The sequence below is a fragment of the Candidatus Magnetominusculus xianensis genome (genome assembly GCA_001541255.1).
Lineage (GTDB): Bacteria > Nitrospirota > Thermodesulfovibrionia > Thermodesulfovibrionales > Magnetobacteriaceae > Magnetominusculus > Magnetominusculus xianensis.
The window spans coordinates 25,528-39,503 of sequence record LNQR01000028.1; the positions used below are offsets into that span (position 1 = coordinate 25,528).

The 13,976-nt window shown below is 46.1% G+C and carries 16 protein-coding genes; all 16 read right to left on the minus strand.

Annotation, left to right across the window (positions count from 1 at the left end; translation table 11 throughout):
* Positions 1 to 16: 16 nt before the first annotated feature.
* A complete protein-coding gene (locus ASN18_RS03615; RefSeq protein WP_085051246.1) occupies positions 17 to 907 on the minus strand; it encodes a 4Fe-4S dicluster domain-containing protein in 891 nt (296 codons plus the stop codon).
* Between the two features lie 18 nt (positions 908 to 925).
* On the minus strand, positions 926 to 1,543 hold the full coding sequence (locus tag ASN18_RS03620) for a cytochrome c3 family protein (protein ID WP_085051247.1): 618 nt from the start codon (positions 1,541 to 1,543) through the stop codon (positions 926 to 928).
* Between the two features lie 75 nt (positions 1,544 to 1,618).
* A complete protein-coding gene (gene nrfD, locus ASN18_RS03625) occupies positions 1,619 to 2,854 on the minus strand; it encodes an NrfD/PsrC family molybdoenzyme membrane anchor subunit (protein WP_085051248.1) in 1,236 nt (411 codons plus the stop codon).
* A gap of 40 nt (positions 2,855 to 2,894) precedes the next feature.
* Entirely contained in the window at positions 2,895 to 3,671 is a 777-nt protein-coding gene (locus tag ASN18_RS03630) for a 4Fe-4S dicluster domain-containing protein (RefSeq protein ID WP_085051249.1), read from the minus strand.
* A 13-nt stretch (positions 3,672 to 3,684) separates the two neighbouring features.
* Positions 3,685 to 4,209, minus strand: coding sequence for a cytochrome c3 family protein (locus ASN18_RS03635; RefSeq protein WP_085051250.1), 525 nt, complete (start codon positions 4,207 to 4,209; stop codon positions 3,685 to 3,687).
* Between the two features lie 185 nt (positions 4,210 to 4,394).
* Positions 4,395 to 4,763 (minus strand): hypothetical protein, encoded by a 369-nt coding sequence (locus ASN18_RS17050; RefSeq protein WP_157072814.1) that lies wholly within the window; start codon positions 4,761 to 4,763, stop codon positions 4,395 to 4,397.
* Positions 4,718 to 5,212 carry a hypothetical protein gene (locus tag ASN18_RS03640; RefSeq protein WP_085051251.1) on the minus strand — a complete coding sequence of 165 codons (495 nt, stop codon included), beginning with the start codon at positions 5,210 to 5,212 and terminating at the stop codon, positions 4,718 to 4,720. Before ASN18_RS03640 ends, ASN18_RS17050 begins: the two co-directional genes overlap by 46 nt.
* Positions 5,205 to 5,504, minus strand: a complete 300-nt coding sequence (locus ASN18_RS03645; RefSeq protein WP_085051252.1) for a hypothetical protein — start codon at positions 5,502 to 5,504, stop codon at positions 5,205 to 5,207. The genes ASN18_RS03640 and ASN18_RS03645 overlap by 8 nt, the downstream gene beginning before the upstream one ends.
* Positions 5,505 to 5,602: 98 nt before the next feature.
* Complete coding sequence (locus ASN18_RS03650; protein ID WP_236861486.1) at positions 5,603 to 6,706, minus strand: CHASE2 domain-containing protein; 1,104 nt, start codon at positions 6,704 to 6,706, stop codon at positions 5,603 to 5,605.
* A gap of 295 nt (positions 6,707 to 7,001) precedes the next feature.
* Positions 7,002 to 7,310: a hypothetical protein gene (locus ASN18_RS03655; RefSeq protein ID WP_085051254.1), complete on the minus strand. Its 309-nt coding sequence runs from the start codon at positions 7,308 to 7,310 to the stop codon at positions 7,002 to 7,004.
* 31 nt (positions 7,311 to 7,341) lie between these two features.
* On the minus strand, positions 7,342 to 9,411 hold the full coding sequence (locus ASN18_RS03660) for an Ig-like domain-containing protein (protein WP_085051255.1): 2,070 nt from the start codon (positions 9,409 to 9,411) through the stop codon (positions 7,342 to 7,344).
* 65 nt (positions 9,412 to 9,476) lie between these two features.
* Positions 9,477 to 10,358: a hypothetical protein gene (locus ASN18_RS17450; RefSeq protein ID WP_236861487.1), complete on the minus strand. Its 882-nt coding sequence runs from the start codon at positions 10,356 to 10,358 to the stop codon at positions 9,477 to 9,479.
* A 91-nt stretch (positions 10,359 to 10,449) separates the two neighbouring features.
* Positions 10,450 to 11,781 carry a hypothetical protein gene (locus ASN18_RS03670; protein WP_085051256.1) on the minus strand — a complete coding sequence of 444 codons (1,332 nt, stop codon included), beginning with the start codon at positions 11,779 to 11,781 and terminating at the stop codon, positions 10,450 to 10,452.
* Positions 11,781 to 12,446: a phage adaptor protein gene (locus tag ASN18_RS03675; protein WP_085051257.1), complete on the minus strand. Its 666-nt coding sequence runs from the start codon at positions 12,444 to 12,446 to the stop codon at positions 11,781 to 11,783. Before ASN18_RS03675 ends, ASN18_RS03670 begins: the two co-directional genes overlap by 1 nt.
* A 62-nt stretch (positions 12,447 to 12,508) precedes the next feature.
* Positions 12,509 to 12,922: a hypothetical protein gene (locus ASN18_RS03680; RefSeq protein ID WP_085051258.1), complete on the minus strand. Its 414-nt coding sequence runs from the start codon at positions 12,920 to 12,922 to the stop codon at positions 12,509 to 12,511.
* Positions 12,923 to 13,013: 91 nt separating this feature from the next.
* Positions 13,014 to 13,946: a phage major capsid protein gene (locus ASN18_RS03685; RefSeq protein ID WP_085051259.1), complete on the minus strand. Its 933-nt coding sequence runs from the start codon at positions 13,944 to 13,946 to the stop codon at positions 13,014 to 13,016.
* Positions 13,947 to 13,976: the final 30 nt, after the last annotated feature.

A 13,976-nucleotide genomic window follows, 5' to 3' on the forward strand; every position in this document is an offset into this window, starting at 1 on the left:
CACTGTCTCTCCTCTATTAACTAAAGAAATAGAAAAAACTAGGATTAGTGTTGAGTTCTTCTTTGAGCCTGAATACCCGCTTTGTCTCAATACAGCGGCTGACTTCGCTCTCAGGGTCAAGGAGATTGCCGAACTTTCTCGCACCTACCGGGCATATCTCTACACAGGCAGGGTATTTGCCAGGATTTTCCCTTGTCCTCTGGATACAAAACGTACATTTCTCCACATGCCCCTTCGCCTTTGGACGATTGCCAAGATAGTGTGTATTGGGATTAAACTGGTCTGGCGGAACCGTTGGTTCAGCCCAGTTAAATTTCCTCGCACCGTATGGGCAGGCTGCCATACAATACCTGCATCCGATGCACCAATCGTAATCTATAGCCACTATGCCGTCCGGTTCTCTCCATGTTGCCTTTGTCGGACATACCTTTACGCAAGGTGGATTGGCACACTGCTGACACTGCACAGGCATATAAAAGTGGCCTGGCTCTGGCACTAATTCGTGATTATAGTACTTGCGCGATTCCTCAAGGTCACTTACCCATTTTTCACCGTTTTTAAACTCTAATACTGTTATATACTGCACTTGTGGTTTGCGTGAAAGGTTGTTCTCGGTAACACAGGCATAAATACACCGTCTGCATCCTATACACCTTGACAGGTCAAGACCATATCCAAATTTTACGCCCGGCTGTGAGTCTGTTGTCCTTACGTTTATTGCCACCCCTGTCTTGTCCTGATAGTCTTTCTCCAGCTTTTTGGCGACAGTCTTTTTCTCTTCAGATGTCATCTCCCTGAAATACTTCTGAAAAAAACGTTCCCACATAGATGCATCACTCTTATCCGCCGGTATAAGCAGGCCGCCCAAACCAATCGCCGCGCTTTTTATGAAATCTCTTCTTCTCATGTCTCGTTCCCTAATCCTTTATTTATGGCTGCTTTTATCTTTTTCATTGGCTTTCTCATTGGCTTTGTCGTTGGCTTTATCATATTCTGGAATATATAACTTCTTTTCTTCGATTACTACCGGCACTGTACTCTTCACTTTCATAATTTCCAAAGGTTTGGCCGGAACTGGCAGCGGTTTTATAGGCTTAAACTTTGGTGAATGAGGATTGTGGCAATTCACACATAGGTAGTATGTCTTATCACCATTCCAGTATCCTGTCCTTTTGCCGTGTATCCCTGTCTTCCAGTCTCTGTAGATATTCCCGTGGCATTGACCGCACATCTGGTATACTTTATCAAACGGGATTAAATCTCCGTTTGCAAGGTGAAGCATATCCCTGTTTGCAGAGTCATGGCAGTCCAGACACCAATTACCGCCATGTTTCAGTTGAATGTCTGGGTGAAACGCAAGCACACGCTTTTCTTTGTTAGGCGGCATAGATGCGTGACACGACGAACACGGGAAAATACCCTCAGTAAACGGCGGTTTTGTTGTCGTCAGCTTGGGTATATCTGTCTCTGCCGCTGCTAAACCTGGCAGGACATAAAACATAATGACCGCTAATATGACAGTTGCAAATAGCTTCTCTTTCATATTATCACTTACCCCTCACCTCTGTTAAAGTTATAATGGGGAATTCTACCATTTCTCTTTAGCATAGGGCAACAACTAGTGTTTTGCATGGTCTTTACCGCTAAGAAGCCCCTCTGTGAATCCGCAATCTTCCTCGTTGAACACCTCGGTAAACACCGGAAGTACCTTGTTAAAGATAAACAGCAGAACAAGCGGCATAATCAACAGCACCGTTATCGGTATCGGGCCTTCTAAGAACGACTCCATATTGTGTGGTATTATTGGCATATCATATGTCAAAAACCCTGCTAAACTCTTCGACATTGACTGTCCGCCGATTACCACGTCCCAACGCATCGTAAATACCCCTATTAGTACCAGCGTTGCCGATATAAACGCCCTGAGCATAGACAGCCGCGGTAACAGCAGCAGGATAAGGGGCAATATCATTCCTATGAGCCACTGGACTACTAGCATCTTAAAGGCAAACCTCTGAAACAACAGCTCGCTCATTATGCTCCAGAATTCCTCAGCCGTATAGGCATGAAATATAATATCAATTCCCTCAAGGACAATTGCCGCTACCAAAAACCAAACCAACACCTTGCACATGCTCCTTATCGAGGCTCCGCAGATGAAGTTTCTTTTTAGAGACATGCCCACTATATATGTTACAATACATCCAGATACGCCGGAGATAATAGCCGACATCAAAAATATAAACGGCATAAGCGGCGTCTTCCAAAGAGGTACCGTCTTGACCGAACCAAAGATAAAACCTACATAACCGTGAAGAAATGCCGCTGCCGGGATACCCACGGCTGCAAGGATTTTAATTATCTTATGGTCGGTTTGGAGCGCCTTTTCGCTTACGTCAAAACTGCCAAGCGTCATTGCGTTATATAAAAGCCCAAGAAGACCTTTTTTCTCCTTTGCCTGCTCCACAATATACGGTCTGAAGACAAACCATATCTCAGCCAGCACTATGGCCATATATGTCAGGTAAACCACTGTAAAGGCTGCAATGGCTGAGTAAAAATGCGGCGTCAAAATCATATTTATCGAATTGAACACTTGTGTCAGGTGCAACATCAGAGGAGAAGTAGCCATTAATAACAGGGCAAAGGAAAAAACCAGAGAAAACTTCGCTACGGGCTTTAACTCCTCTTTCCCAAATACGTGATACATACTCGATAACACAAACGCCCCCGCCACAAGCCCCGTTATATATGGATATACCACAATGTGTATCGTCCAGTAAATATACTCGTTCGGATATGTAAACCCTTCTTTTATAGTCCATAACGCCCCGTGGGCTAAGTGCTCTTCCATTATTTCACCTCATACATTATTTTTAATTCCATTCCGCCGGTCAACGCACTATTGCGTCTAAACCGATGTAAAACACCTGTGGTTCGTTACCGTATTCAGGTTTTAACACAGAGACCCGCTCCGTGCTGATGATCTTAGCTACTTCGCTGTTCGGGTCGTTAAGCATCCCGATTTTTCTGGCCCCAAAGGCACAGGCGTCCATGCAGGCCGTATTCAGTCCTTTTGTTATCCTGTGGTAACAGAATGTACACTTGTCGGCGGTGTTCGTGACCGGGCTGAAAAAACGGGCAAGATATGGACAGTTATTTATACAGTAGCCGCAGCCAATGCACCATCCCTTGTCAACCAGCACTACGCCGTCGCTGGTCTTATACGTAGCCCCTACGGGGCACACCTGAACGCACGATGGTTTTTCGCATTGATTGCAGAGTTTGGGGACAAAGATACCCTTGGCTACCTCGGCTTCATTGATTTCCTTGCCCTGCGGGTCATTTTTTATGTAGCCGTTTCTGGCCCCATGGGGCGAGTCAATTAAAACATCACCGTTTTTAAGCTGTACATATCTCTCTACCCATGTCCTTTGAACATCGATATTGAAAGGGATTTCGTTTTCCAGCTTACAGGCCTTAACGCACATGCCGCAGCCCACGCACTTAGTTGTATCAACGACGAAGGCCCAACGTTTGTGTTCACTGTACGGGCGAATAAGCGAGGCCGCTGCCTCCGGTTTTAGTATCTCCAGGGCGCTCAGCGGGATAACAGTGCCGCAAACGGCTAAAAGGCCCATCTTTAAAAGTTCCCTTCTCGATAGACTCATTACATATTCTCCTTTATTTAGCGGCGGTCTTAAAACCGGCTGAATGAACATCATGGCACATGGCACACTCTATGCCGGGGTTGTGCTTTGTCGGATCGATTTGCTTAAACTTTTCAGTACCTTTTGACGAGGTGTAAGTCTTCGGCCTGTATGAAAGCTCGGCATGGCAACGCTTACACAGCTCACGCGAACGGTCAATGCCTATGTTGAGCAGATAGCCAAAATCCTCTTTCAGGTTAATCGGATGGCTTTTCTTTGCTGGCTCGTACATGACGTGGCAGTTTTCGCACTGAATGTTTTGATGTCCTGAATCCTTCATCTTCTCGATATGATTAGGGTGACACTGCCCACAGAAGTCCCTTCCTCTGTGTTTGACTGTAAAATCTTTGCTGACCTGTTCAGCGCTCAAACGGTGCCATTGGTACTTGTAATCACCGTCTTTAGCGGTGAAATCAGATGGTACCAATATCACCCGCATTACGACAATAGCTGCAACAACAGCTAACACAACGAACACTGGTCTCCAAGCATGGCTCATTTCATCGCACCTTCTTTCTCATAATATAGTTCATACTGTAAATTTACTGGGCTATTATAAACCTTGCCCTATGCGATGTCAATGACTTTTTAAACGAAACTTCAAAAAAAATAATTGTAGTGGGTGGCTGTTTGGCAATAGGGGGTGGATAGCGAACACGGCTATGGCATCGGTTGAGTTAGGCTTTATTCGTCAGCGGCTAAGTCACTTGATGTTAACTGGCGGTAGCCGTCATTGCTGTCATTGCAGCAAATGTGGAATTCTTCGATTTTTTTATTTACTATGATATCTCTTGCTTCATTCTTGGTAACTCCAACTATATTGTGATGGCAATCATCGCCCATCTCGTTCGTTTTTTGATTATATCTTAACTCACGTTTTAATTCACTATTCAATTTTTGGTTATCTATGATAAAAAAAATGGGGGGAGCGCTATAAATACTTATTGCGCAATGCTTCCGAATATGTCCACATATGGTGTTGCCTTTTTCATCAATGCATTCTAAGTTTATGACTGAGATTCCAGAACCATCGCTGGAGTTCTTAAAAGCCAAACTAGTGAATCGCCCTTTTTTTGCATCATAATGTCTTTTGTGGATAGTCCTGATGAATTGCAAAGCATCCTCCCAAATAGCCTTACCTCATTTAGAGCCTCTTCAATATTAATATCTTCTTTATAATCCACTACAACATCTCTCAACTCGTAAACATACGTGATTTTATCATCTGCTTCAATCATAAACTCTAAATAATGGTCATTGTGATAGATACAAAACTGAACCTCTCCGTATAACCCTGGAAAGGCATCCGTTTCAGTAAACCCATAGCTCAACGCTGCATTGTTTATCTTTATAGCATTACGGATTACCTTATCGTCGATTGGCCCGCCTTCTCCATAATGCCATCCTTTCTCAATTTTGCCGAAACCGGCGATTTTTGCCTCGGTAAAATTGGAATAGCTCCTCAACGTCATCAGACATTCATATTTAGGTATTTTAGTCATTTGAGTATGCCTTTCCTATTTCTTCCATAGTCTTTATATCAATGTTTGTTTTTTCTTCTAAATTCTTAATGCACTCAGCTATTTGTATAGATAAAGTTTTCGCAGTTGTGAATGAGGCGTTGACAATAGCAACAGGCGCACCATTTCTCTCAATGGTAATTAATAAATCTGAGGAGCTTAGAGTCACTACGGCATTATTAAAATAAAACTGCGGTACACCGGCCTTAATAGCATCTTCGTGTGACCAACATGTCCTTACCAACCCCCCTGAATTCTTTTCCTCCTCTGCCATGCAAAACCTCCAAACCTACTGACTATACTAGTCAATACTAACGTGATTTTACGCTGAATGTCAAGGAGTGTTTCTTTCTTTTCATATCAACACCATGCCTAAATCCGACTATCCTTCCTGAAAATCATCGCACACATACCTGCAAACACCGTACTTACTATAAATGGAAAAAACTGTACATATACCCCATATCGGGTAAAAAGCAAATCTATCGTTAATTTTACTATTACCAATGTTAGTAAGGTCGCTGGTATGGAGATTTTCATTCTTGTGTAATAAAATGGTATAAACACTACTATCGCCACAAAAAATACACCCAACGATTGGTACTTCTGTCTGAGCGGTGAAATGAACCGCTTATTTATTATCGTATGTATGATATTTGCGTGAACTACGACGCCCGGGGTGTTTCTTGATAAAGGGGTTCGATGACTATCTTCCATAGAATCGGCAGTCACCCCTATGAGAACAATCTTATCTTTAAAAACCGCCGGATTCATATCTGGTACTTTTTCAAACGGCACGGGATTAAACACCTCAAGGCCGCCAACGTAATTGATATACATATACCGCTTATGACAATTCTCTGTGAAGGTTGGAATAGATACGTTGCCTATACTTGCAATGTCATCATCATCTTCGAATGGATATGATTTATAAATAGCGTTGAAATATTTACTTAGGACAACTATTGGAAGTGGATAATAGATCGTCAGGTCGTTATCGAAGTGTGGGGTTAATAAAAGTTTAGTTATGCCCCCATAAGTCGAGTTATCAACGATTCCCTGCACATTCCCAAGTGCAATCATTTTGTTTCCATTAAAATAGCCCTCTGATGTGATATTGTCAATATTTAAGAGAAAGTTTTCTGGTTCATTTTTGTAAATGCCCAATACGATATTGCCGTTAGCATCATTTAGCATATTGATAAAGCACAGATCGTCTTTGATATCCCTTATGCCGTCAAAAAATATATCAACGCCAATTGCTTTTGGGCCTCCTTCGAGAATTTTTGCAAATACTTTGGCAAACATAGAGCGTTTATACTGTAGCCTTCCATTTTTATACATCGTTTCATTGTCGATGGTTACAATTGTAATATTGTCTATTTTGTCACTTTTTGTGGGAAATTGTTTGCTGTAAAAATAATCATCGGCAACAGGGAGTTTGTGCGCGGTGAGAAACCCTATGTCGGTTCCCATATATGCCGACAATAGTATAAGCATCAGCAATCGAAAATATTTCTTTGAAGTCATTCCCGGACAAACAAAAACCTTGCTCTGTATCCATGCCAGTTAGATACCGGCACATCCCATCAATAAGGCATAATTAGTGCTACGAAAAGTAAATAAAATACAAAAAATAATACAAGTATTGCTAAAAAGATAATATCTTTTATGAAGATACTCATCTTTTTTCTGCTCATACACCAGTACCCCCCTTCATATAAATCATCATACAATACTTTTGTTATAGTAGCATACTTAGTACCATCTTTTATAGGTCATCATCTTGAAAAAATTTATTATCAAGCAGCGATTTCCTTTTCTTAAGCCTCTTTTTGAACTCAGAACAACCAAACACCTTTAATTTAAGAAATGACTGTTGAGGTACTTCAACAAAAAAATCCTTTAAAAGCTCCTGTTGACCGTCTACATTCTTCCAACAGATATCTGCCATGCCGCCATTAATACAAGTAACATAACAATAAACATTGTCCCAGTCTGAATCAGACTTTTCACCAAATAGATCGCTGCAAGTTCTCTCTGAAGCTATAAGTGAGCACAACTGCTTTAAAGTACCCATGTTATTATCCCCCTTATATTTATTTTATAAACTACACCTTACGGCTTAACGCAGCTACCTCCGGCTCAAATGACTCTATCTCAATTGGCGCACCGGCGGTGTTTTCTATTGCAAATTGCCAGTATCTGCCCCTCATGCCTTTGCCTAGTTTTATTCGTCTGGGGGCAGTGCGCTCAGACCTTGCTGCCTCTTTGAACTCCGGCAGATAGACGTTTTCTGCGCCATTGTCTGTTATGGCCTTAAAAACAAACGGTGACGGGGTTCTTACAACAGCGTTGGCCGCAGGTACCCGCTTCACTGCCGATTCATCATTCTTGTCTTTGGGGCCTTTCAACTCTGTTTTCGACGTTTTTATCGAACAGCTTATGGGTACGCCGTCATCGGTGTCTGCCCCAAGTATGTATATCCCGCTGTCTCCTTCTGCGAAATACTCTGCCCCCCATTGGCAAAAACCGTTAAATTCATACGATGTATACTCTGTAAGCGCCCCAGTGTTTATGTTTAATACGATGACCTGGGTTCTGGCGCTTTCAGAGATGCTCATCAGGGAATCGATTACAAAGACCGGGACAGCAACCGATGCGTTACCCTTGTACTCGCCATATCCCGATGTTGACACGATAAATGCTTTCATTGCCGCTGCCGCTGCGCACACCCCTCCCGCATATGCATTGACATACGGCAGAGACGGCATCTTCATGGCTGACAGTGTCACATCGCATTTACAACCACCACCGGTAAGCACCCCGGCAGAGACCTTAACAACCGGAAACCCAGCACTGCCGTGAATTATAGGGAGATTATAGACAAGCGTATCTATCTGAAAGCGCGGCAGTTTCAGTGGTCGTGTGTCGGCTGTCCTGCCGGTTAAATATTCAATGTCAGTCTGAAAGCATGGCAGCTCAAGCGTACCCTTTGCCGCCGTCTGTGAATTAACTGTAAACGCTGGAAACACAGCTTTTCCCGCCCCCCACGTGCCAACTACTACGCCGCCATTGCTGAACATCGATAACCCGTAGAGCACCCCGTATGACACATTAGTGCTGACAACGCTGCCGTCTATTGTAAGTACGGACAAATCTAACGCGGCATTGGCCACAGCCGCAAAGTCAGCGTTTAATTTAATCATCGGCAGTGCATTATTGCAGAAGTTCCCTGACTGTGTGACTGCCCCGGAGGTAATAAGGTGTGGCAGCGTGATTGTCCCCGCAGTTGATTGTATGACTTCGCTGAGTGCCGAAGAGGTGGAGCCTGAGTTGTTAGAGTCTCCGCCGTAGACCGCCGTTATAGAGTGAGTGCCTGCTGAAAGTGATGACGTTGAGTATGTGGCCTCGTAACTGCCATCGAGACTATCTGTTCCAAGTGTGGTCGCACCGTCCTTAAACGTAACAGTGCCGGTTGGCGATGAGCCGGTAACGGTTGCCGTAAATGTTACGTTGACCCCTGCCATTGCCGGATTCATATCAGAGACAAGGGCAGTTGTAGTTGCCCCAGCGTCCGTATATGTGCCATTAAAATATGTGAATTGAACGTATACACCAGCATGACCAGAACTCCCATATCCAAACAGGCCAACGTAAACTGTTGATGAAAAATCATTTCTTGTCCACTGAGCGTCTTGTGTCCACGAGCTGCCATTAGAACTATGATATAGCGTAAAGACATTCCCTGTACGATTTATTCGTAAGTATTGGCCTGATGACCCTGATCCTGAATTTGTTACAGCGTCATTTGTTTGGTTAAACCATGACAGGTTTGAGTTTGCATCTTCACGAATATCAATAGAGTCCTTATGCCCAGGATGTATGGTTTCATCCTTAACCATTAAGCCGCCATACGCCCATGAAAGACATGACTGTACTCTTGTGTTTACATCGAAATCACCAGTTAGTTTTCTATACGCAAACGGATGGTTCGCTTCCGTGTATACTTGGCTTGGGAATGTCATCTGGAGACAGTTTGGCGTTCCACTTCCAGAGGTATTGTTTATATCAAAGACCGTTGTGCCAGACGTATTTTCAGCAAACCATCCGTACTGTTTAGCCCCATCCCCGCCGCTTAGTAGATTCTGTTGTGTACCCGTTCCGAACTGATCACCCATTTTTTTCTCTCCTTAATGTTCGTTAATTAAGGGGGGCGTATGCCCCCCTAATTTACAGGTGTGTGTTATTCAGACGGCATGGTGATGGTGAATGTGGAGATTGTCTGCACGGCACCGCTGGTTATCGATGTTGAGGACATGTTGAGCTGTGAGCCGCTTGTGGCTACAGACCCGTCTATTCTTTCCTCTGTTGTCGATAGTGCGCCGCTGTCGCCAGGGGCTGTGAGCCTGAACCATCCTGCCGTTGCTGTTGCCGCTGCCGTACCTGACCATGTCTCTGCCGCTGCCTTTGCAATTGTCCCAGAGGCAGCATCATCAAAACTCAAACCCGCTGATGTGCCATCCGAGTATATAGTACACAGCAGCGTACCCGAAGGAACGCTGTCTGGAGACGCAGGCTGTGAGCCGGAGAATATCTGAATAAAACCCTTATAAAATATCTCCTGAAGACTTGCCGCGGCGTCTGTGAGGCTTATCTGGTCAAACCAGCACTTGTCTGAGGCAACTGCCGTGTTCGTCTGAAACGATAGATAGAGCGCAGTCTGAGATGCCCCGGTCCTGAACGTGTACTCCTTCTTTACCCATGATCCCGCCGTGTCGTTGTGGACTACGGAGATTACCTCTGTCCCGCCTGATGTTGAACCTACTGAAACCATGCCAGCAACACCGCTTGATGTGGGTTTCTGGTAGTAATAGGTGAGCTTGTAGAGACGGTTAGATTTCACAGTGACAGCCGGGCTATTTGTGAACTTGGCCGATGCAGAACCTGCGTTTACGCACTCGGCATAGCCCGTGCCCGAGACCGCGCCCGTTGATGCAACGCGCTGAGTTGTGCCGGTCAACTGTGTCCAGCCGCTGAAGTCTATGCCGAAGTCCCCGTTTGTTAAGAGATTTGTGTTGATTCCCAGAATCTTGTTTCTCAGGCCTGTCGAAAGTCTTAGTGCCATGTTGCTGCCTCCTTTTGGGGCTGGTTAGCCCTGTGTTTGTTATGAAGGGTCACTGACCCTGCCTGTTATATAAATGTGTGGATATGCTTTTTTATGATGCAGTTATTGAGCAATTGGGCAGAGCTGGGGCGCCGCTGCCGTAAACTTTTTCCATATAACGGTTTTCCTTCTGAAGGGCTGAGTTTATGCCTTTTTTCATTACACTTATATAGAGGTTCATCCCGTCTCGGCGCTCTACAATGCCCGCCCCTATGAGACCGCATTCGTATGAATATATACCATCAGCCGCGTAGTTTATCTCTGAGCCGCCCTCTAACGAGACGCTGCACATGCCTTGGCGCGATTCCCACAACAGCATACGTTTCACCGAGTTGATGCCGTTGTCTGAGCGGTGCACTATACCAGTAGTCTGCGACTCAGAGACAGCGCCGCAGTTAGAGAGCAGATGTATGGTGAATTTGTCGGGTGTGGCGCCTCTCAGCATGTAGAGTTCGTCTTTTGTCCCTATGAATATGCCCTCATCTGCGGCGGCAAGCAGGGCTATCATACCGTTAAACGGTATCCAGTTTGTGGCCATGTTATACAGTTCAGGTGCGAATGGCTCAGAGTAATAGAGTACATCGTGGGCGGCTGTGTATATGCGCCCTCTATAGTAGGTCAGGAGGTGTCCACCTGGGGGCGGCTTTAACCCCTCTGTCAGTGCTATAAGTATAGGGGCGGGTTCGTCTTGCAGGACGACATCAGCGGTTTGGTTTGGAAGTCTCATTGCAAGGTATAGGGCCTCTCCATATACTGCCGTTATATAAAGGTTTATTCCTACTACATCGGGGTCGCATGAGGCTGTGACAGCGGCGGTTATTCCGCCTGTCATGGTCTCTATGTGTGAAAGATTTGATGTGCCGCTCTCCTGCCCGCCGCTTGGTGAGTATGCCCCGCCGCGGCGCACATAGCTCAGGGCTATGGCGTATCTTCCCGGGCGAAGGCTGCCAGTTGTGGCAGACAATATTGGCACAGGCGGCGGCATCATCCCCCATGTTCGTGCCACAGGGCGTTCGCCGCGTGTATCAACAGCCCCTGTTATGACTCCGTCTGAATAGTACACCGTGCCGTTGAGTGAAAGGTATGCCATGCGTCTGCCGCTTGTAAGCCCCTGTCTCAGTGAACGAACTCCATATGGGGCACCAGGCACATCTGGCCTTACCAGTTCCTTTAGCTGCCCATCCTCACAAAACAGGCACACCCGGCCGTCACTCCACAGCGAATGCGGAGTGCCTTCATATATCTTCTTGTAACCTGACCTGCGCCTTATCATCCCTGAGTCGTCGATATCTACATTTACTGCTGAACTCAGATATGAAAATCCCATACGCTCAGGCGGCAGTACATTTGAAACCCCCTTAAATTCCTTATAGGCGTTTCCCACTATATCACCCCCATCAGGTCATTGATGGAGTAGGAGGCGCTGCCGTTTACCAGAGCCTCTCTTTTTATCTCATCGATGCCTTTTTGCCATAACTCACGGTAAGTCTTTGCTGATTCTGTGTTTAGCGTCTCTGAGCCGGACTTCTCGTAGGCCAGGGCCAGGATGCCGTTAATCAGGGTGCGGCTGTAGCGGCGGGGTATCTCTGGTTCTGCCCCTGGAGTCGAGGTTGACATTTCACTAAGAGGGAGGCGATAGACGGTAAGATTAATCGTATCGCTTGCAGCCGGAACAGGATGGAGTGTGATATGAGCGCTTTGTACGTCAAGCAGATAATACGCCGGAGTCCCCTCGAAGTTTTGCCACAATCCATACCATCTGAACAGTGAGTCCTGTGTAGTCTTAAAAAGTGGAGCTCCGGTACTCTGAAGTGCTGCGCGTTTGATTGCTATAATGCGGCTGTCCAGTGCATAACTTGCCAACCCCTTGGTCAAAGTTACCGTACATATCTGCGGAGTAGTTGAATCGGTTATGCAAAGCGTCTCTGCGCACATGACATTGAGCCTGTCGTTGAGGCAGACAACCAATTCCTCGTCCGGCCATAGGTATGGCGTGGCGGTGTCATCAAGCATACTTCTTGTTGCTGCAACTATTTCGGTTAGTGTCATAGGCGTTTCTCCATTTAGGGGGGGGCCGGTCTCCCGATAGGAGACCGGCCAGCCCGTGGGTTTTAGTTGAGGTCCTGGCAGACCACCATGATATCCACTACGGCATTGGAGAGGTTGTGAGCGGGGATGAGTAATATGTCGGTCTCCGATGTATAGATACGTCCGTTGGCATATGCGTCAGTTATGGTGTTATGTGTGATTGTCCCTGCCGCTGCGTTCAGATTCGCAGAGGCAATTAAACCATCTGCATCACCGGAGTCGCCTATGGTGCATGTTGCGGTTGAACCCTCAGGGGTTATCAGCTTTACATATACCTGCTTGACGTGGGTATTAGCCTTTACAGTTGCAGTGTGTACTACGTCAGAGGCGCTGACATTGTTCTGTGAGAAATCTATCCTGTTTTTGATGCGGTACAGTTTGTTCAGACCGTCAAATGGAATGGCGGACTGTCCGCCGGTTAAATTTACTACTGCCATGTGTTATACCTCCCTGAGTTTGTTGAGGGGGCCGACGGCCCCATTCTTAAGGGAGGGCATGATATACCCTCCCTGTATCTCGTGTATCAGACTATCTCTTAGCGTAAAGCACGCCAAGCGCCTCGGGCTTTATCACCTTATAACCGTAGACCAGAAGTCCCCTTACCAGGTCTCCGAAAGTGCTCTCAGAGCGCAGCGTCTCGGTCTTTAATATCTGAGAGGCGAACGTCAGGGCAGAGTTATGACCAAACATCACGTTGTAGGCCAGGCTGCCGCTGTCGGTGACGTTGGAGATGTAGTTGCTGCTGTAGACGGTGAAACGGTCTATCATACCAATCATGCCGTTTCTTATCGATGACTCTTCATCTCCGGTTCTGGCAACGTTGCTGAGGTCGGATTTCTTTATCATTGCCGCAATCCACGCCGGTATGACGAGCCATCTGTCGGTCTCAGGCACGTTGCGTTCGTCGAGAATCGTAGCGCAGTCGATGATGTAATCCAGCACGTTGCTCTTTGTTATCTGCACGGGGGTGCCGCTGCCGCCCAGGTCGATGTTCATGGAGATTGCCCCTGCCGCAGTGCCTTTGTTTGCAGCGTCGGCGCTTGCCGGTATTGACGAAAGTATGTCCGAGTCCACGACGAGCTTTAACTGAATAGATGCGTCATTACTCCACAGCTCAAGCAAGTCTAAATCGGACTGCCACTTGTCAACATCGTCACAGGCAAAGGCAAAGTACTTTCCCTTGTCAATAACCAGGTCAAGGGCCGGGCCGGTTTCTGGCCTCTCGTACTCGATCTTTTGCCCCTTTACATAATCCCTTATGGTTATATCCGGTACTGCGCGGATATAGATAAGGTCACCCTGTTCCTGTATCTCGCCCTCATAGTCTATATTTGCTATGCATGGAATGACGCTTGTTCTGTAGAACTTCTTGATGAGCTTGCCAGACCACAGTCCCCGATCGAACTTCATTGTCCCTGTGCTGCTGTAATCTGGGTGTCCTGCTGTGCGTGGAAATGCCATGTTTTGTCCTCCTGTTTTCGGGGGATTATG